Genomic DNA, 18360 nt, shown 5'->3' with positions numbered 1-18360 from the left:
CATGCTGCGTTTTGCTGCCAACCTCAGCCTGCTGTTCACCGAACGCCCTTTGCTGGAGCGCTTCGCAGCCGCCCGTGCTGCAGGCTTTTCGGCGGTTGAAATTCAGTTTCCCTACCTTTGGGGACTGGAAGCTGTCGCCGATGCCCTTGACGACCAGCAGCAGGAGCTGATTCTGATCAACATCCCGGCCGGCGACTGGGCCAACGGCGATCGCAGCTTGTGCTGCGACCCAACACGCCAGGACGAGTTTGCGGACGGTCTGGGGCTCGCGATTGAGTGGGCACAACAGTTGAATGTGCCCCGGCTTAATTTTCTGGCGGGTGTTACACCCTCAGGGCAGGATGAACAGCGGGTGCAGCAGACACTGGAATCAAACCTGAAACTGGCCGCACAGCAGTGCCACAAGGCCGGAATTGAGCTGCTGATCGAGGCAATCAACACCGAAGACCTGCCCGGTTTCAGGCTGCACCACAGTGACCAGGTCGTTGATCTGATCCACCACCTCGGTCTGACAGGCGCACGTCTGCAGTACGACCTCTATCACATGCAGATCATGGAAGGGAACCTGATCAGCACCCTGAGCCGCCTGAGCTCACACATCGGACATATACAGATCGCGGATGTTCCGGGCCGTCATGAGCCCGGCAGCGGTGAAATTAACTTCTCTAACCTTTTCAAGGCTATTGAGGCTATGGGATACTCCGGCTATATCAGTCTTGAATACAACCCTTCAGGCCGAACCGAAACCAGCCTTGAATGGTTGCAACCTTGGATTACACAGGACAGAACAGCATGAGTCTAAACGCCGCGGCTGAACACCTGAAAACCCTGCAGGCCGGACAACAGGCCGATTCCGAACGCTCACGCCGTGCCCAGCAGGAAGAGATCGTCTACCATCAATGGGCCACTTTCCGAGTGGACGACGAGCTGTATGGCATCGACGTAATGCAGGTTAAGGAAGTCCTGCGCTTCAGTGAGATTACCCCGGTACCCGGCGCTGACAAGGCGATACTCGGGATCATCAACCTGCGCGGCAATGTGGTGACCGTCATCGATACCCGCCGCATGTTTGGTCTTCCGCTGGTACCTTACGACGACGACACACGGGTGATCGTGGTCGAATTCAATGAGCAGGAAGTGATCGGACTGGTGGTCGACAGCGTGGATGAGGTCATCAACCTGCCTCACAATGATGTGGATCGCGCACCGAATGTATCCGGCGATGATTCCACCAAGCGCTTTGTACAAGGCGTGTGCTACTACAACAACATCCTGATCATTCTGCTGGACCTGACCAAGATGCTGTTGAGCATCACACCTCTGAGCGAAGAGGAACTCAAGGCTCAGCGCGGTTACTGATCCTTCAAAAGGGGGCCTTCGCCCCCTTCAGAACGACCCCTGCTGACGCAAAGGTATATGATGCGTGCGAGCCCACTCGATCGCCGTTTCGATCTCGTCCAGCATGCGCGACCTGTCCCGCCCCAGCGTGCCTTTCAACACCAGCGCATTGGACACATGATCACTTCGAAAGATCGTTTGTTCCAGTTCCGTTGCTCCGATCAGTTGCTGCATTTCACGAAACAGACCTTCCGCACTCAAGGGTTCAAAATCACCATCGTAGCCAGCACGTACTCGCTGCTCAGCACCTCGACGAAAGAACAACACCAGAGTTGCCAGGTACTCAGGCTGCGTCACGTTGACCAGCCTGGCTGAAGCCTCGGCATGCTCGTCTGAATAGCGCTTGCCCCCTGCCCCGTTAATCAGCATCACTGAGCGCTTGATGCCTGCTTCTTGCGCCTTTAGCAGGGCCTCTGCGGTACTCTCAAAGGTTTCCCCCTTGTCGAAGGCTGCCAGGACGCTGTCAGAGCCACTTTCAGCGCCCATGTAGACCAGCGTCAGCCCTAGCTCACGCAGCTGCTGCAGATCTGCCACGCTCTTGCGCTTGAGGTTGGCCGGCAGGCAGTACGCCGAAACCCGTCGCACCTGCGGCAGGTGTTTTCGAATCGCCTCCAGAATGCTGCGCAGACGCCTCACTGACAGCGCCATGGCGTCACCGTCCGCCAGAAAAACGCGTCGCACCCAGGGCATCGCCTGGCCACAGCGCTCGATTTCGGCCAGAACGTCAGACTCAGCCTTGGGCCTGAACCCCTTGTGCTCATCAATATACATGTCACAGAAGGTACAGCGATTCCAGCTGCAACCATTGGTGACCTGAAGGATCAGCGAATCCGCTTCGCTGGGCGGGCGGAATACAGGCTCAATGTAATCAACGGGTGGCTGGTAATAATGCATTTCAGGATTGAGTACGCTTGAACAACTGATGGAAGTTGGCCGTTGTCTGCTCCGCGATCTGCTCCAGCGGCAGCCCCTTGAGTTCGGCAACGCAGGCGGCAACATCGGCCACATAGGCCGGCTGATTCTGTCTGCCACGGTGCGGCACAGGAGCCAGATAGGGCGAGTCGGTTTCGATCAGCATTCGCTCAAGCGGTACCGCTTTCACCACTTCACGCAGTTCAGCCGCGTTACGAAAGCTGATAATGCCTGAAAACGAAATCATGTAACCGAGATCGAGTGCCGACTTCGCCATCTCCAGTGATTCGGTGAAACAGTGCAGTACGCCGGCCGTGTCCGGGTTGCCATGTTCACGAATCAAACGAATGGTATCTTCGCGCGCATCCCGGGTGTGCACAATGACCGGCAGGTCCATCTCGCTCGCCAGCTGCAGGTGCCCGGCAAAGCTGTCCTGCTGCTGCTCCAGCGCCTCCATGGTGTAGTGATAGTCAAGACCGGTCTCACCCAGCGCCACGATGCGTGGATTCTGAGCCAACTCTGCCAGCCGAACCCGATCAAACGGACTCTCTTCAACATGCAACGGATGGATGCCGGCAGAAAACCAGACATTGGACTGGCCTTCTGCCGCGGAAACCATGCTGTCAAACTTGTTCAGATCGACGCATACGCAGAGCATTTGCTCCACCTGGCGCTCGCGAGCCGCCGCGATTACGTTGTCTAGCGAATTGTCATGTCTGGACAGATCCAGCATATCGAGGTGGCAATGTGAGTCTATAAACATGTTAGCTCTTGATCAAAGGGTGTTGGTGCGTCGTCCTGACTCCATGGCACCGGCCAGGTAAGTCTCGATCTTGCGCACCAGTGCAGCGTCATCGCCGGACAGCTGAATACCGATGCCTGGTGTGCGACCGCCCTGGGCAGCCTTGGGTGTGACCCAGATAACCTTACCGGTAACCGGTACCTTATCGGGTTCGTCCATCAACATCAGCAGCATGAACACCTCCTCCCCCAACTGGTAGGTTCGGGTTGTCGGAATGAACAGGCCTCCGTTGGTAACAAACGGCATGTAAGCTTTGTACAAGCTGTCCTTGTTGTCGATGGACAGCGACAGGATACCGTGACTGATTCTTGGTATGACCGCCATGGATGCAACGCTCCTCTGTTTAACGTGACAGCTCAGCCCACTGCAGCAACAGCCTTTCCAGCAATAGCTGCCGGTTCGGGTTCTGACGCAGCAAAAGGCTGACGCGCTCTTCCTGAATTCTGTCTGCCAGTGCAAATACCTGCGCACTGGACGCTCGCTTGGCAATGGCCTGCAGCATCCGCTTCATGTCAGCGTTGACGGCAGGCTCCTGCAAATCAGCCAGCTGAATCCGTACAATATCGCTCAGCAGGCTGTTGATCCAGTCCAGGCATTGTAGCAGGTCTGCCTTGAGCAGTTGTTGCGCCAGCTCAGTGGCTGCCATGCGCCCCCGCAACAGATCAGCCAGCCCTGACATCAGCTTCTTGCGCTGCTCCAGCAGGTCTCCTTCATACAGCGCCTGAGCCTTGAGGGGAGCACCATGACACAACCGCAGCAGCTGGGCTGCCCGGTCCTGCTCCAGTTTAAGCTTCTGCTGCAACCAGAGTTCGCTCTGCTCAGCCGAAGGTGTGGCGAAATCGATTCGCTGACAGCGACTGCGAATGGTCGGCATCAACTGCCCCGGTTGATGGCAGACCAGTAACAGCAATGTATTGCGCCCCGGTTCCTCAAGAATTTTCAGCAGGGCGTTGGCCGAAGAGGTATTGAGCGACTCTGCCGGACTCATGATCACTACCCGGTAACCGCCCTGCTGTGCGGTACTGTGCAGATGCTCGATCAGCTCACGTACCTGATCCACCTTGATCGGCTTACCCTCCGCTTCCGGAGAAACGCGCACAAGGTCGGGGTGATGACCGGCCGCATGCAACTCACAACTGTGGCAGTGACCGCAGGGAGTATCATTATTCGGCTGGTGGCAAAGCAACAGGCTCGCCAGTGTTTCTGCAAAGCCCTCCTTGCCTACACCGACAGGCCCGGACAGCAACAATGCATGCGGCAGACGGTCGGCAGCTCTTTGCTGCAGCAAACGCTGCCATTGTGCTTCACACCAGGGAAAGAGCTGCTCAGCGGACATTATCTGACTCCAGCCCCGCAAGCGCCTGACTGACGGCCTGTTGTACCTGTTCCAGAGGCGGGGCAGCGTCAATCACTGCAAAGCGCTGCGGCTCAGCGACTGCCCGCTGCAGATAACACTCACGTACCCGCTCAAAGAACGCCTCCGCTTCAGCCTCGAAACGGTCCGGCGCACTGCGCGCCCGTGCCCGCGCCATGCCCTGACGGGCCGGCAGATCCAGAAGAATCGTGAGATCAGGTTTGAGTTCACCCTGCACAAGGGTTTCAAGCTGGGCAATGCGTGACTGATCCAGGCCACGCCCACCACCCTGATAGGCGTATGTGGCATCGGTAAAGCGATCGCAGAGCACCCAGGCACCTCGTTCCAGAGCAGGCCGAATGCACTGATCAATATGCTGTGCCCGGGCTGCAAACATCAACAGAAGTTCAGCCATCTCAGCAACTGGCTCCATACGTGGAGCCAGCAGCAGCTCTCGGATCGATTCCGCCAGGGGTGTTCCTCCCGGTTCTCGGGTGCGAACCACTTCCAGCCCAAGGCTCAGCAGGTATTGATGGATGAACTCCAGATTAGTGGTCTTGCCCACCCCTTCAATGCCTTCAACAGTGATAAAACGGCCTGTGCTCATCTGTGCTTACTTCCCGGGTGATGAGCGGTAGTCCGCTCGCCGCTGCAGTTGATACTCTCGAACGGCACGGTTGTGCTGTTGCAATGTATTGGAGAACTGATGGGTTCCGTCCCCCTTGGCGACAAAATACAGTGCCTCGCCATCCTCAGGATTCAGCGCCGCATGTATTGCTTCACGCCCGGCCAGAGCAATGGGGGTGGGTGGCAGACCATCAATCACATAGGTGTTCCAGGGCGTAGGCCGGCGCAGGTCTGCCCGCGTAATGCGGCCCTCATAGCGCTCCCCCATACCATAAATCACGGTTGGATCTGTCTGCAGTCGCATGCCTCGCTCCAGACGGCGTACAAATACGCCAGCGATCCTGCCGCGCTCGTCCGGCACACCGGTCTCCTTTTCAATGATCGAAGCCATGATCAGGGCCTCATAGGGTGATGCATAGGGGAGCCCCTCTGCGCGCGTCTCCCAGGCCTGCTGCAGAAAAGCATTCAGGTCCGCATGGGCACGCTCCAGCAGTTGAAGGTCTGTCATGCCCCTTTCAAAATGGTAGGTTTCAGCCAGAAAAAGGCCTTCAATCGCCTTCGCATCACTGCCCAGATGGGTCAGCAGCTCTGCCTCTGTCATCTCCGTGGCACGCTGCTCAAGTACTTCATTGCTCGCCAGCGCCGCCATCAATTGACGGAAGCTCATTCCTTCAATAAAGGCAAAACTGTAATCGACCGTATCACCGGCCAATACACGCTGCAGAAGCTGACGCAGGCTCATACCCGGCTCCAGCCGGTATTCTCCCGCTCTGATCTGGGTAATGGATGGATTGAGCCTTGCTTCTATTCGCAACCAGAGCGGATCATCAATAAGCCCTTCCGCAGCCAACTGCCGGGCAAAACTGCCAAACCAGGTTCCCTTGGCAACCATCAGGGAGCGCTCAGCTTCCAGCGCCAGTGGCTGATTCAACTTCTGTTGCTGCAGCTTATATCCATACCCAAGCGCCAAGACCCCAACGGTCACAAGCAATACCAGTAGCAGTACAATTTTCTTCAGCATGAGATCATCCGTTGCTGCAGGGCGGTCTGCAGTTGTGCCGTGAATGGACCTGGCGCATACCTGCGCTCTCCCAACCGTGTTATTGGCCAGATACCGATCAGGCTGTTACAAAGCAACAGCTCGTCGGCGGACTCAACCTGTTCGGGAGTATATCGCCCCTGCTCGGTTTCCAGTCCCAACTCGGCTGCCAGCTGCAGCAGCTGATTGCGCACAATCCCCTCGATCCCCGCCTGATCCAGCAGTGGCGTGCAAAAACGCTGATGCTTGATAAAACACAGATTGCTCATGGTACCTTCGATGACCCAGCCATCGGTGTCACACACAATGCCTTCCCGTACGGCTGGGTCGGTCCATTCGTTTCGTGCCAATACCTGTTCAATCCGATTCAGGTGCTTGATACCCGCCAGCAACGGCTGGCAAGCCAGGCGCGTGCTGCACCAACGCACCTGTACACCCAGCTCTGGCTGGTCCGGATACGTCGGCATCGGCGTTAGCATCAGGATACGGACGGGAGAAGCGGGATCGGGCGTCAGATAGCCCCTGCCCCCACTGCCACAGGTGAGGATCAGTTTGAGCACGGCGGGAGTGTGAGGCAGCTTCATGCACTCGAGATCGGCTTCAAGCTGCTGCGCTAGCCCGGCAACCGGAATGCCAAGCCGTTCACAGCCATGCAGCAGCCGCTGCAGGTGAGCCGGATAGAAAACCGGCTTGCCATTGAGTACCAGCAGAGTTTCAAAAAGGCCGTGACCGTACGCGAGCGCACGATCGGTGACATCAATCTGTGTGGCCGGGCGGCCATTGACCAGTGTCTGAGCCTGCATGGAATATGGGGAGGCCAAGACGCCTCCCGCCTCCTTAGAGCCGATTGAAGATCAGGGTGCCGTTGGTGCCACCAAAGCCGAACGAGTTCGACATGGCCGCGTCGATACGGCAACTCTGCGCCTCATGCGGCACATAGTTCAGGTCACATCCCTCGGACGGGTTGTCCAGGTTGATGGTGGGCGGAGCGATCTGGTCACGCAGTGCCAAAACACAGAATGCCGCTTCGACAGCACCTGCCGCGCCCAGCAGATGACCAATCATCGATTTGGTTGAACTCATCCGCACCTGCTCGGCCGCACTGCCCAAGACACGCTTGGCAGCATTGGACTCGGCAATATCTCCCGCCGGCGTAGACGTGCCGTGAGCATTGATATAGTGAATCATATCGGGGCTGATGGCCGCATCATTGATTGCATTCTGCATCGCCAAAGCGGCGCCCGCACCATTTTCCGGCGGAGCCGTCATGTGAAATGCATCATCACTCATGCCAAAGCCTGACAGCTCACAGTAGATATGTGCACCACGCGCCTTCGCATGCTCATACTCTTCCAGCACCAGAACACCGGCACCATCACCGAGTACAAAGCCGTCACGATCACGATCCCACGGACGGCTTGCCGCCTGCGGAGCATCATTACGAGTCGACAGTGCACGAGCGGCCGAGAAGCCGGCCACCCCCAGCGGGGTTGTAGCCATTTCAGCGCCGCCAGCCACCATTACATCAGCATCACCATACTGAATCATGCGCATGGCGTGACCAATGTTATGAGTACCTGTGGTACAGGCAGTCGTGATCGCAATATTGGGCCCACGGAAACCGTACTTGATCGCCACATTGCCTGAAATCATGTTGATGATGCTGCCCGGTACAAAAAACGGCGAGACCCGGCGCGGGCCGCTGCCATTAAGAATATCGTGGGTTTTCTCGATCATCGGCAAGCCACCGATACCGGAACCGATGGCGCATCCGATACGGTGAGCATTGGCGTCACTGGCTTCAATGCCGGAATCGTCGATGGCCTGGGCTGCAGCGACCATTCCGTACTGAATAAACAGATCCATTTTGCGCCCCTCTTTGGGGCTCATGTAAGGCTCAAGGTCAAAGTCCTTGACCGAAGCAGAGAAGCGAGTTGCGAATTGGGAAGCGTCAAAAAAATCGATTGGTGCCGCACCGCTCTTACCGGCCAGGATATTGCTCCAGGTGTCCTTAACGGCACTGCCTACGGGTGTCAGCAGACCAATACCGGTCACAACAACTTTTCTGCGAGACATCCTACTCCTCCAGCCAACGAAGGCCTGTACAAAAGAAAAGCCGCACTATATTCGCATATAGATGCGGCTTTTCGGCTAATTCGGTCGGGATTGATTACTGATGAGCGTTGATGTAATCGATCGCCAGCTGAACAGTCGTGATCTTTTCAGCTTCTTCATCAGGAATTTCAGTCTCGAATTCCTCTTCCAGCGCCATTACCAGCTCAACAGTATCCAGGGAGTCGGCACCCAGATCTTCAACGAAGGAAGCAGAGTTAACAACTTCTTCTTCTTTAACGCCCAGCTGTTCAGCGATGATTTTCTTTACGCGCTCTTCAATGTTACTCATATCTCTTCCTATTTTCTTCTCAACACCATCACATCGCAGGATGCGACATGGAATTTTAGAAAACCCATTACGCTCTGGCAACAAGCGTGACGGTCTGAATTTCATTTACCGTCAGCTGACGGCCAATTATCAACAAATCGGCGGAAAAAACAAATTTTTGTGATGTCCGCCTTTGTCCCTGATCAGGACATGTACATTCCGCCATTCACGTGAATGGTATCACCGGTGACATAGGCTCCGCCATCACCCGCCAGGAAGCCCACTACAGCGGCCACCTCTTCGGGCTGCCCAAGGCGACTCATCGGAATCTGGGACTGCAGGCTCTGCTTGTGCTCATCGGCCAGCCCTGCGGTCATATCGGTATCGATAAACCCAGGGGCGACGCAGTTGACCGCAATGTTACGAGAACCAACCTCCCGGGCCAGCGCGCGGGTAAAGCCTTCCATGCCTGACTTGGCGGCGGCATAGTTGGCCTGCCCTGCGTTCCCCATGGATGCAACAACGGAACTGACGCTGATAATGCGTCCCCAGCGGGCCTTGGTCATGCCACGCAGGCAACCCTTGACCAGGCGATAGACAGAGGTCAGATTGGTATTCAGAACCGAATCCCACTCGTCGTCTTTCATCCGCATGAGAATGTTGTCGCGCGTGATGCCGGCATTGTTCACCAGAATTTCAATCGTGCCAAAATCGGCCTGAATCCGCTTCAGCACGGCATCAACGGAAGCGGCGTCCGCCACGTCCAGCACCATACCACTGCCCTTGTTGCCCACTTCAGCCAGGTAGGCGCTGATCGCATCAGCACCCTTTTCACTGGTTGCCGTACCGATCACCACCGCGCCCTGAGACGCCAGATTGGTTGCTATCGCCTTGCCAATGCCTCGGGTTGCGCCCGTTACCAGCGCCACTTTTCCTTCAATACTCATTCTGCCTTCCCAATCGTCTGAATACTCAGCCCAGCGCCTTTTCAAGGCCCGCCGGATCACTGATCGACACACCCGCAAGCGCGCGATCAATCTTCTTGTTCAAGCCTGTCAGCACCTTGCCCGGACCGCATTCGATGAGTGTTTCAATGCCATCGCCGGCCATTTTCTGTACCGAAGCGGTCCACAGCACCGGACTGTAAAGCTGCTGCAGCAGGTTGTTTTTAAGGCTGTCCAGATCAGATGCCACATCGGCACTGACATTCTGCACTACCGGAATACGCGGCATCTGCAGTTCAATCGCACTCATCGCCTCGGCCATCTGATCTGCCGCAGGACGCATAAGAGCACAATGTGACGGCACACTGACAGGCAACGGAATTGCACGTTTGGCACCGGCCGCCTTACACGCCTCAATGGCACGCTCAACGGCGGCTTTTTCACCGGCAATGACAACCTGCCCCGGGCAATTGTAGTTCACGGGTGATACCACGGCACCCTCTGCAGCCGATTCGCAGGCTGTTGCAATAGCATCATCATCGAGACCCAGAATCGCAGCCATCGCACCCGTACCGGCCGGCACGGCCTGCTGCATGTACTCTCCGCGCAATTTGACCAGACGAACACCATCCGCAAGGCTCATCGCTCCGGCACATACCAGCGCCGTGTACTCGCCAAGACTATGACCAGCCATGACAGTCGGCTGAGCACCGCCTTGCTGCAGCCACAGCCGCCACAGCGCAACACCTGCCGTTAACAGCGCAGGCTGAGTATTCTCGGTACTGTTAAGTGCTTCCTCCGGGCCATTCTGGGTCATATCCCACAGATCAAAGCCCAGCGCCTGCGAGGCCTCTGCGAAGGTTTCCTGAATAACCGGATGATCCGCAGCCAGTTCGGACAGCATACCCAGCTGTTGAGACCCCTGGCCGGGAAAAACGAAAGCAAGCGATTGAGACATGGCTTCCCCATTTCTGCACACAAGTGACTTGGCCCTTCAATGCTGCTGCACAAGGACGCTCAAAGGGGGTAAGTGTACAACATTCGGATGTAATTAGAACGTTTTGGCACTGCCGTCACGGCTTTGCAGATAGAGCTCAAGCTGCTCGCTGATACGTTCCGGCACATTCATTTGTGCCTCTGAGACCGCCTGATCCAGCGCGTAGCCAAAACAGCTGCGATTGGCACCACCGTGACTCTTGACCACGATCCCCTGCAACCCGAGCAAACTCGCGCCGTTACGGCGACCGGGATCCAGCTGCGCCTGTAACTCCTGCAGCACAGGCCGGGCCAGCACTGCCAACAGGCGACGATAGAGATTAAGGCCAAAGCTGCGCCGCAGCTTGCGGCTGATCAGCCTTGCCAGCCCTTCGCTGCTTTTGAGTGCAATATTGCCAACAAAACCGTCACACACCACCAGATCCGCTTGGCCTGTAAAGACACCGTCGCCCTCGACAAAACCAACGTAATTGAGTTGCTTCTGCTCCGCCAGCAGGCGAGAGGCCAGTCGCACCTGCTCATTACCCTTGATCTCTTCAGCACCGATATTGAGCAGCCCCACACGCGGGCGGTCGATATCTTCCACCGCCTTGACCATAACCGACCCCATGATGGCAAACTGCAGCAGGTGACTGGCGGTACAATCCACATTGGCACCAAGGTCCAGCATATAGCAGTGACCATTTACGGTCGGGACAGCCGAGGTGATGGCCGGCCGATCAATACCCGGCAAAGTCTGCAAAATGCCACGCCCCAGCACCATCAGAGCTCCCGTGTTACCTGCACTGACACAGGCATGAGCACGACCATCAGCAACAGCCTGCAGAGCGAGATACATGGAAGAATCCTTGCGACGGCGCAACGCAAGCGCAGGCTTTTCGTCCATGGCAACCACAGACTCGGCATGAGCAACAGAGAGGCGATCGGGTTCAGATTGAGCGTAACGGGATATCAGGGGGTCTATCTGCTCCTGCCTGCCAACCAGAAGAATCCGGAGGGAGGGGTGACGCCGCAAGGCATCAATGGCAGCAGGAACGGTAACACGGGGACCGAAGTCCCCGCCCATTGCATCAACCGCGATGCAATACTTAGCCGTCAAGCTTACTCGTCGCCCTGGGCGATGACCTGACGACCACGGTAAAAGCCGTCAGCGCTGACGTGGTGACGACGGTGTACTTCACCGGTAGTTGCGTCTACAGCCAGAGTCGGGCCGCTCAGTGCATCGTGAGAGCGACGCATATCGCGCTTTGAACGAGACTTTTTGTTCTGCTGTACTGCCATGGTATATAGCTCCTGGTTTAACTCTTATCGGCCTTTTCTTTAAGCTGGGCCAATACACTGAAAGGGTTTGGTTTTTCTTCCTGCGTCCGGGCCGTCTCTGCGTCACCGAACGAGGTCTGAATACTGCAATCATCGTGAAAGGGCACGAGCGGCAGGCTCAGCATCAACTCATCCTCGATGATTGGCAGCAGTTCAATCTCGTCCGTTTCCATGATCAAGGGATCATAGCAACGGGGCAGATTCTGTGCCTGCTCGTCTGTCAGTGTCACGGCAAGATTGAGCGATGCATCAATCTCGACACTGACGGGCTCAAGACAGCGCTGACAAGTCATGCGGACCCTGCCATGCGCTTCGCCACTGATAACCCGCAAGCGCTGTTCATCCTTGGCAAACCGGATCTGGACCTCAACGGTACCTTCATCATCCACAAGACAGGAGGCCAGTCTTGGCATGTCAGCAATTTTCGCTGTGCCTTTAAACTCGGCTTCCCGCTCCGCCAGTTTGCGAGGGTCAACTTTCTTCGGTAATGGACCGTACGACATAAGCGCGCAATTCTATGGTCAGAACCCCGTCCTGTCAAAGAAAATAGGGGTTTCAGGGATTAATTTTAGGGTTAACATGGGCACGACCGGTTTTTTATTTCGCAGTCGTGTAAGGATATCCCATGTTGCCCAACCTTGTTCTTGCTTCCAGCTCACCCTGGCGCCGCCAGGTACTCGACAAGCTTGGCCTGCCCTACCGCACCAAGCACCCCGACATTGATGAAACTCCGATACCGACAGAAGCGCCTGCAGATCTGGTCGCTCGCCTGGCACTGGAAAAGGCTCAGGCGGTGGCACCCACCTTCAAGAACGCTCTGGTCATCGGATGTGATCAAGTCGCTGTGCTCGATGACCACATCATCGGCAAGCCCGGCACGCACGAACGTGCTCGCCAGCAGCTGCAAAACGCATCGGGTCGCACACTGACCTTTTTGACCGGCCTTTGCCTGCTGAATACCACCACAGGGCAGCATCAGCTGGCGGTTGCGCCCTACCATGTGCACTTCCGCCCGCTCAGCGATCAACTGATCGAGGGATACCTGCAACATGAGCAGCCTTACAACTGTGCCGGCAGCTTCAAGTCGGAAGCAGGCGGCATTGTACTCTTTGAACGCCTCGAAGGGGATGACCCCAACGCCCTGATCGGACTGCCACTGATCGAGCTGGTCCGAATGCTTGAGCAGGAAGGGGTCAACGTCTTCCAGATTTCAGCGTAACACCTGCTCAGAGCCCAATCCGAGCTCCAGCGCCAATTGCTTGGCAACACCAATACCCAGCCGCTCGATAATACGTTCCAGCGGCTGCGGTCGAGCGGTATAATCAACCAGCTTCTCCACACCCACGACTTCACGCGCCACCATGGATGTGCTGCCAAGACCATCAATCAGCCCCAGATCAAGCGCCTGCTCTCCCGTCCAGATCAACCCTGAAAACAGCTCATCACCCCCTTTCAGCCGATCACCACGCCCTTCTTTCACCTGGCGAATAAACTGCTGATGTGTGGTTTCCAGTACCGTTTGCCAGAACTCACGATCTTCATCCTTGAGCGGACTGAACGGATCAAGGAACGCCTTGTTCTCACCGGCGGTCAGGGTGCGACGCTCAACACCGATCTTGTCGATCAGCTCCACAAAGCCAAAGCTGGATGAGATTACCCCGATTGAGCCAACCAGACTGGCCTTGTCGGCATAGATCTCATCAGCTGCTGCGGCCATGTAATAGGCTCCGGAGGCACCGATATCGGTTATCACCGCATAGAGCTTTTTCTGTGGGTACAGTTCCCGCAGGCGCTTGATCTCGTCATAGACATAGCCGGACTGCACCGGACTGCCGCCGGGACTGTTGATCCGCATCACCACGGCATGACTGCGATCCGCCTTGAAGGCATTGCGCAGCGCGGTAATGATGGCATCGGCACCGGCCTCTTCTCCATCCATGATCGGCCCCGACACCTCAACCACGGCCGTATGCGCCTGCGGCACCACATCCTCCGCATTGAAACTGCTGCTGGACCAGAACAGCCACAACAGTGCAAACAGATACGAGAATGTCAGCAGTTTGAAGAAGATACCCCAGCGACGCGCGCGTCTGTGTTCAACATTCAGACTGTTGACGACTTTTTCAATCAGACGCCACTCACGTTGCGTACTCGGGCGATCCGCTGCCTTTGCATCCGTTGTTATTTTTGATGATTCCGCATCCTGTGACCGGCCCGTTTCTCCCGGCTCACCCCAATGATTGTCGCTCACATTAATCCCTCAACTGATAAGTTTGTCCCGCAGGCCATCAAGCCACTGCTCCAGCTCAGGGAAGTGGTGCACTTCCCTGACCGGTCTGAGCACCTTGAGGCGGTCAATATGATGAGCACCATAGCTGACCGCTACCGTATCGATTCCGGCGCGACTGCCCATCTCAAGATCGTATTCGGTATCACCGATCATCAGCGCCTCATGCCGGTCCACGCCAGTCTGCTCAAGAATCTCATGCAGCATGTGCGGGTCTGGCTTGGAGGTTGTTTCATCCGCACAGCGCGAAAGCTCAAACAGCCAGCCCAGACCTGTTTCGGCAAATACGTGCTCAAGCCCGCGACGGCTTTTGCCGGTTGCAACCGCTAACCGATACCCCTTGCAGTGCAGGCTTTCAAGCGTATGCTGCACTCCGGGAAACAGCGCAGTCGGTGTTTCATCTGCACCCAGATAATAGTGGGCATATTGCCGGGTCATGGGCTCAATAACCTCGTCACCCGAGGCCGGAAACAGAATTCTGAGCGCCTCCGGCAAACCCAGCCCGATGATATCGCGCGACGCCTCTTCCGTGGGCAGCGGCAGCTCAAGGTCTCGTGCCGCAGCACGAATACTGGAAACAATGCGCCCAGTCGAGTCGATTATGGTGCCGTCCCAGTCAAAAATCAGCAGCTTGTACAAGCCAGACTCCTTAAAATCACACTGCAAGCGTGTCTGCCCGCGTCTCAGTTTTCCTGCCGCGTTGGCCAGATCAGCAGCTCACCCACATCAACATGCTCGGGCTGCGACAGCGCATACATTATGCCGTTGGCGATATCCTCGGGCCTGAGCATGGCCGAGTCATTACCGTACATGTTGCTTTTGACGATGCCGCGAATCTTGTCATGGCCGATGCTGTCCGGCAGCTCGGTATCAACCGAGCCCGGCTGTATATCGGTCACACGCACACCAAATCGGATCGACTCCTTGCGCAGGGTTTCGGAAATCGCCCTGACCGCATGCTTGGTGCCGGCATAGACACCTGCACTGGGGTAGGTAGTACGTGCCGCTATTGAGCTGACATTGACAATATGGCCCTGCTTGCGTTCCGCCATGCCTGAATAGACAGCGTTGATGGCATAGAGTACGCCCTTGATGTTCACATCGATCATCTGCTCCCACTCATCAACACGACCGTTAATGATCGGACTGATCGGCATGGTGCCGGCGTTATTGATCAGGATATCGACACCACCCAACGCCACCAGACGCTCACCCAGCGCCTCCATACCGGCACGATCAGATACGTCGACCGGCTCGACATGTACCACTGCCCCCTTCTCTCTCAGCTCCTGCGCCAGTGACTGCAATCGATCGGCACGACGGGCCGATAGCACAACCTCGGCCCCTTCGGCAGCCATCGAGCGAGCAACAGCCTGACCAATCCCCGAGCTTGCACCGGTCACCCAGGCGCGTTTTCCTTTTAACTTCATCAAGATACCCAATTAATTCAAACAGAGTTGCAACATCCAGGCAGGCCTATTCTGACCCATGGCCCAAACAGCGTCCACCGTCAGCCCTGAACAAAAAAACCGCTGGCGCAGGCGACAGCGGTTTTTTGACAAGCTTCGATCAGGAGTCAGCGATGCTTGAACTCAGGTTTGCGCTTCTCGGCGAAAGCATTCATACCCTCGGCGCAGTCCTCAAAAGCAAAGGTCGACTGGAAGGCATGACGCTCATGGCGCAGGCCATCCGCCAGGTGCGCATCTACTGCCATATTCACTGCCTGCTTGATCATGCTGACAGCTGGAGCCGAGTTGGATGCAACCTTGCGCGCAGTCTTGAATGCCGTTTCGAGCAGCTCTTCAGCCGGTACGATGCGCGATACCAGACCACTGCGCTCCGCCTCTTCCGCATCCATCATGCGGCCAGTCAGACACATCTCCATCGCCTTGGCCTTGCCCACCGCCTTGGTCAGACGCTGAGTACCGCCGGCACCCGGCATGGTGCCGATACCGATCTCCGGCTGACCAAATCGGGCTGTTTCAGCGGCAATGATGAAGTCGCATGCCATCGCCATTTCACACCCGCCACCGAGTGCAAAACCCGCCACGGCAGCGATGATCGGCTTGCGCGCCTCATCGATGGCACGCCAGCAGTCACGCGTCACGTAGGGGAAGTTCAACGCATACAGGGAGGCGAAGTTGTGCTCCTTCATCTCCTTGATGTCGGCACCGGCCGCAAACACCTGCTCACCACCGGTCAGCATGATGCAACGAACACGTTCATCCGCCTCAAGCGCATCAACCGCCTGACCCAGCTCGGAAGTCAGCTGCAGATTCAGGGCATTCATCGCCTTGGGGCGATTCAGCGTGACGATACCCACACCGTCACGCACCTCCACCAGAACAGTTTCAAATTCCATGATCACTCCTTTCACTTCGGGTGACGACGGCTCTGCACGAAGCGGAAACGGTTGGAGACGAATGCATAGTCGGTCAGACTGGCATTGGCCGCCGGGTTGCCACCGGTAGCGTGGAAATCACTAAACGCCGCGCTCTGGTTAACGAATACACCGCCGGTCAGATTGACGCTCAACGCCACACAGGCATCCAGCGCCGCCTCTTCGATCTTCTCCAGCTGAGCATCGTCGCTGCTGTAGCAGCCCATGGTGATGGCACCGTGCTTTTTAACGATATTGCGCGCCAGCTCAATGCTGTGGTCACGACTGTCACTGCGCACGATAAAGCTGATCGGACCAAACAGCTCCTGACCCCATACATCCTCTTTTGCAGCATCGATGGTCATGATCAACGGGCTGCGTACACGCGCATTCTCGAACTGCGGATGCGTCAGACGCTCGGAATCACGCACGACGGTACCCAGCGCCTTGCTGTCATCGATACGCTTGTCGGTGGCTTCGGACTGGATCGCACCCAGCACCATGGCGGCACGGTCAGGATCAGACAGGAACTTGGTGACACCCGTTGAGATCGCTTCAGCGACCTCATCAAAGCTCTTATGGCCCAGGTCGGTCTCGATACCGTCTTTCGGTACGAAGATATCCTGAGTCGTGGTGCACATCTGACCGGAATACAGGCTCAGGGTGAACGCCAGGTTGCGCACCATGCCCTTGAAGTCATCGGTGGAGTCGATGACGATGGTGTTGGCACCCGCCTTTTCGGTATACACCAGTGCCTGAGGGCAGTTCTGCTCCAGCCAGTCACCGAACGCGGTGTTGCCGGTAAAGTCGATCAGCTTCACTTCCGGACGCTGAGCCAGCGTCATGGTTTCCGGCTTGGCGGCATCGGCATCCACGAACAGGGAGACAATATGCGGCGGCAGACCCTGCTCTTTCAGCACTTCCTGCGCAACCTTGACGCTGATCGCCGCCGGCAGCACGGCAGCCGGATGAGCCTTGACCACAACAGGGTTACCCGTCACGAGAGACGCAAACAGGCCCGGGTAGGTGTTCCAGGTCGGGAAGGTAGAGCAGCCGATTACAAGTGCAACACCACGACCGCACACCGTGAATTTCTTCTCCATGACCAGCGGGTCATGTTTGCCCTGCGGCTTGGTCCAGGTTGCCTGAGACGGCACGCTGGCCATGGTTTCATAGCCGTAGGCAACGGCTTCAAGACCACGATCCTGCGCATGCGGACCACCGGCCTGAAACGCCATCATGAAACCCTGACCTGAGGTATGCATCACGGCATGGGCAATTTCAAAGCTGCGCTTGTTCAGACGATCCAGAATTTCCATGCAGATGCCGGTACGACCTTCCACGCCGGCATCGCGCCAGGCCTTGCGGGCCTCTTCCATCGCCGGCAGCAGCTTGTCCATATCCACGGTCGGGTACTGAATATTCATCTCGATACCGTAGGGAGACACCTCGGCACCGGTGCGACCACTGACACCCGGCATGTCGAGTTCAAATGGCTGATTCAGATGAGCCTTGAATGCGGCCTCGCCATCTGCGGCAGCCGTTTCGCCATAGGCACGGGGGCTCGGGTTCTCAGACCAGGGGCTGAAGTAATCACGGCTGTGGATCGCTTTCAGTGCGCCATCCAGAGTCGCTTTATGCTTGGCAAAAAGATTCTCGCTCATCAGGGTCTCCCATTGTGCTGAACGCCGGATCTGTTACGGCGCAGGCTTATTCTGGTTATGTATTCTGCATACGTTAACAGCATGGCTGCATACGCAATGATCAGAAGCATTACTGCCGGTGATGGCAGCATCTGCGCGCGATCATGACTATAGTAGTCGTTATGATCCAACACGATACAACAAAGATTGTGATACGAAAAGAACAATATAGGTGCTAAATATTGTATCTCTTTTCGATTTTAGGTTAACCTTGC

Annotated in this window: 22 protein-coding genes; 3 read left to right on the top strand and 19 right to left on the bottom strand. The window is 56.6% G+C overall.

Features of this window, described 5'->3' with window-relative positions; translation table 11 throughout:
• The first annotated feature begins 1 nt into the window (after position 1).
• Entirely contained in the window at positions 2–796 is a 795-nt protein-coding gene (locus tag ABIE60_RS03320; protein ID WP_354467753.1) for a hydroxypyruvate isomerase family protein, read from the top strand.
• Entirely contained in the window at positions 793–1359 is a 567-nt protein-coding gene (locus ABIE60_RS03315) for a chemotaxis protein CheW (RefSeq protein ID WP_091824021.1), read from the top strand. The genes ABIE60_RS03320 and ABIE60_RS03315 overlap by 4 nt, the downstream gene beginning before the upstream one ends.
• A 27-nt stretch (positions 1360–1386) precedes the next feature.
• On the opposite strand, the gene ABIE60_RS03310 is transcribed toward ABIE60_RS03315, so the two are convergent.
• From ABIE60_RS03310 to ABIE60_RS03245, 14 genes are all read right to left on the bottom strand, one after another.
• A complete protein-coding gene (locus tag ABIE60_RS03310) occupies positions 1387–2292 on the bottom strand; it encodes a radical SAM protein (protein WP_354467751.1) in 906 nt (301 codons plus the stop codon).
• Position 2293: 1 nt separating this feature from the next.
• Complete coding sequence (locus ABIE60_RS03305; RefSeq protein ID WP_354467750.1) at positions 2294–3073, bottom strand: TatD family hydrolase; 780 nt, start codon at positions 3071–3073, stop codon at positions 2294–2296.
• Between the two features lie 12 nt (positions 3074–3085).
• On the bottom strand, positions 3086–3436 hold the full coding sequence (locus ABIE60_RS03300; RefSeq protein WP_354467748.1) for a PilZ domain-containing protein: 351 nt from the start codon (positions 3434–3436) through the stop codon (positions 3086–3088).
• Between the two features lie 19 nt (positions 3437–3455).
• Positions 3456–4448 carry a DNA polymerase III subunit delta' gene (locus ABIE60_RS03295; protein WP_354467747.1) on the bottom strand — a complete coding sequence of 331 codons (993 nt, stop codon included), beginning with the start codon at positions 4446–4448 and terminating at the stop codon, positions 3456–3458.
• Positions 4438–5073 (bottom strand): dTMP kinase, encoded by a 636-nt coding sequence (tmk, locus tag ABIE60_RS03290; protein WP_354467746.1) that lies wholly within the window; start codon positions 5071–5073, stop codon positions 4438–4440. The genes ABIE60_RS03295 and tmk overlap by 11 nt, the downstream gene beginning before the upstream one ends.
• Before the next feature lie 6 nt (positions 5074–5079).
• Positions 5080–6114 (bottom strand): endolytic transglycosylase MltG, encoded by a 1035-nt coding sequence (gene mltG, locus ABIE60_RS03285; protein WP_354467745.1) that lies wholly within the window; start codon positions 6112–6114, stop codon positions 5080–5082.
• Positions 6108–6953, bottom strand: coding sequence for an aminodeoxychorismate lyase (pabC, locus tag ABIE60_RS03280; RefSeq protein ID WP_354467744.1), 846 nt, complete (start codon positions 6951–6953; stop codon positions 6108–6110). Before pabC ends, mltG begins: the two co-directional genes overlap by 7 nt.
• 16 nt (positions 6954–6969) lie before the next feature.
• Positions 6970–8208, bottom strand: a complete 1239-nt coding sequence (gene fabF / locus ABIE60_RS03275; RefSeq protein ID WP_354467742.1) for a beta-ketoacyl-ACP synthase II — start codon at positions 8206–8208, stop codon at positions 6970–6972.
• Positions 8209–8302: 94 nt separating this feature from the next.
• The gene (gene acpP, locus ABIE60_RS03270; protein ID WP_010323864.1) at positions 8303–8536 is read right to left on the bottom strand and encodes an acyl carrier protein; all 234 of its coding nucleotides are present in this window, start codon (positions 8534–8536) and stop codon (positions 8303–8305) included.
• Positions 8537–8718: 182 nt separating this feature from the next.
• Positions 8719–9462 (bottom strand): 3-oxoacyl-ACP reductase FabG, encoded by a 744-nt coding sequence (gene fabG / locus ABIE60_RS03265; RefSeq protein ID WP_354467741.1) that lies wholly within the window; start codon positions 9460–9462, stop codon positions 8719–8721.
• A 25-nt stretch (positions 9463–9487) separates the two neighbouring features.
• Positions 9488–10417 (bottom strand): ACP S-malonyltransferase, encoded by a 930-nt coding sequence (fabD, locus tag ABIE60_RS03260; RefSeq protein ID WP_354467739.1) that lies wholly within the window; start codon positions 10415–10417, stop codon positions 9488–9490.
• Between the two features lie 93 nt (positions 10418–10510).
• Positions 10511–11554, bottom strand: coding sequence for a phosphate acyltransferase PlsX (gene plsX, locus ABIE60_RS03255; RefSeq protein ID WP_354467737.1), 1044 nt, complete (start codon positions 11552–11554; stop codon positions 10511–10513).
• 2 nt (positions 11555–11556) lie between these two features.
• Entirely contained in the window at positions 11557–11736 is a 180-nt protein-coding gene (gene rpmF, locus ABIE60_RS03250) for a 50S ribosomal protein L32 (protein WP_091823987.1), read from the bottom strand.
• A 17-nt stretch (positions 11737–11753) separates the two neighbouring features.
• Entirely contained in the window at positions 11754–12188 is a 435-nt protein-coding gene (locus tag ABIE60_RS03245) for a YceD family protein (protein WP_354467735.1), read from the bottom strand.
• Positions 12189–12400: 212 nt separating this feature from the next.
• Here ABIE60_RS03245 and ABIE60_RS03240 point away from each other — a divergent pair, with 212 nt between their 5' ends.
• Positions 12401–12994, top strand: coding sequence for a Maf family protein (locus tag ABIE60_RS03240; protein WP_354467733.1), 594 nt, complete (start codon positions 12401–12403; stop codon positions 12992–12994).
• Here ABIE60_RS03240 and ABIE60_RS03235 read toward each other — a convergent pair.
• The 5 genes from ABIE60_RS03235 to paaN all read right to left on the bottom strand — a co-directional run bounded on the left by ABIE60_RS03235 (position 12986) and on the right by paaN (position 18106).
• Positions 12986–14026, bottom strand: coding sequence for a S49 family peptidase (locus tag ABIE60_RS03235; protein WP_502914937.1), 1041 nt, complete (start codon positions 14024–14026; stop codon positions 12986–12988). The genes ABIE60_RS03240 and ABIE60_RS03235 overlap by 9 nt on opposite strands.
• 9 nt (positions 14027–14035) lie before the next feature.
• The gene (locus ABIE60_RS03230) at positions 14036–14701 is read right to left on the bottom strand and encodes an HAD-IA family hydrolase (protein WP_354467732.1); all 666 of its coding nucleotides are present in this window, start codon (positions 14699–14701) and stop codon (positions 14036–14038) included.
• Positions 14702–14745: 44 nt separating this feature from the next.
• Positions 14746–15492 (bottom strand): SDR family oxidoreductase, encoded by a 747-nt coding sequence (locus tag ABIE60_RS03225; RefSeq protein ID WP_354467730.1) that lies wholly within the window; start codon positions 15490–15492, stop codon positions 14746–14748.
• A 146-nt stretch (positions 15493–15638) separates the two neighbouring features.
• Positions 15639–16424, bottom strand: a complete 786-nt coding sequence (locus ABIE60_RS03220) for an enoyl-CoA hydratase-related protein (RefSeq protein WP_354467729.1) — start codon at positions 16422–16424, stop codon at positions 15639–15641.
• Positions 16425–16435: 11 nt separating this feature from the next.
• Positions 16436–18106 (bottom strand): phenylacetic acid degradation protein PaaN, encoded by a 1671-nt coding sequence (gene paaN, locus ABIE60_RS03215; RefSeq protein ID WP_354467728.1) that lies wholly within the window; start codon positions 18104–18106, stop codon positions 16436–16438.
• Positions 18107–18360 lie beyond the last annotated feature (254 nt).

This window comes from Marinobacterium sp. MBR-109 (assembly GCF_040547565.1).
GTDB lineage: Bacteria > Pseudomonadota > Gammaproteobacteria > Pseudomonadales > Balneatricaceae > Marinobacterium.
The sequence above is the reverse complement of the archived record's forward strand: the minus strand, read 5'-3'. Positions and strand labels throughout refer to the sequence as shown.

Coding starts and splice junctions, on each gene's coding strand:
- rpmF (WP_091823987.1), bottom strand. CDS start 11,736: ATGGCAGTACAGCAGAACAAAAAGTCTCGTTCAAAGCGCGATATGCGT.
- ABIE60_RS03225 (WP_354467730.1), bottom strand. CDS start 15,492: ATGAAGTTAAAAGGAAAACGCGCCTGGGTGACCGGTGCAAGCTCGGGG.
- ABIE60_RS03320 (WP_354467753.1), top strand. CDS start 2: ATGCTGCGTTTTGCTGCCAACCTCAGCCTGCTGTTCACCGAACGCCCT.
- ABIE60_RS03300 (WP_354467748.1), bottom strand. CDS start 3,436: ATGGCGGTCATACCAAGAATCAGTCACGGTATCCTGTCGCTGTCCATC.
- fabF (WP_354467742.1), bottom strand. CDS start 8,208: ATGTCTCGCAGAAAAGTTGTTGTGACCGGTATTGGTCTGCTGACACCC.
- ABIE60_RS03240 (WP_354467733.1), top strand. CDS start 12,401: ATGTTGCCCAACCTTGTTCTTGCTTCCAGCTCACCCTGGCGCCGCCAG.
- ABIE60_RS03315 (WP_091824021.1), top strand. CDS start 793: ATGAGTCTAAACGCCGCGGCTGAACACCTGAAAACCCTGCAGGCCGGA.
- acpP (WP_010323864.1), bottom strand. CDS start 8,536: ATGAGTAACATTGAAGAGCGCGTAAAGAAAATCATCGCTGAACAGCTG.
- ABIE60_RS03305 (WP_354467750.1), bottom strand. CDS start 3,073: ATGTTTATAGACTCACATTGCCACCTCGATATGCTGGATCTGTCCAGA.
- fabD (WP_354467739.1), bottom strand. CDS start 10,417: ATGTCTCAATCGCTTGCTTTCGTTTTTCCCGGCCAGGGGTCTCAACAG.
- paaN (WP_354467728.1), bottom strand. CDS start 18,106: ATGAGCGAGAATCTTTTTGCCAAGCATAAAGCGACTCTGGATGGCGCA.
- ABIE60_RS03295 (WP_354467747.1), bottom strand. CDS start 4,448: ATGTCCGCTGAGCAGCTCTTTCCCTGGTGTGAAGCACAATGGCAGCGT.
- ABIE60_RS03310 (WP_354467751.1), bottom strand. CDS start 2,292: ATGCATTATTACCAGCCACCCGTTGATTACATTGAGCCTGTATTCCGC.
- ABIE60_RS03220 (WP_354467729.1), bottom strand. CDS start 16,424: ATGGAATTTGAAACTGTTCTGGTGGAGGTGCGTGACGGTGTGGGTATC.
- tmk (WP_354467746.1), bottom strand. CDS start 5,073: ATGAGCACAGGCCGTTTTATCACTGTTGAAGGCATTGAAGGGGTGGGC.
- ABIE60_RS03245 (WP_354467735.1), bottom strand. CDS start 12,188: ATGCCAAGACTGGCCTCCTGTCTTGTGGATGATGAAGGTACCGTTGAG.
- fabG (WP_354467741.1), bottom strand. CDS start 9,462: ATGAGTATTGAAGGAAAAGTGGCGCTGGTAACGGGCGCAACCCGAGGC.
- mltG (WP_354467745.1), bottom strand. CDS start 6,114: ATGCTGAAGAAAATTGTACTGCTACTGGTATTGCTTGTGACCGTTGGG.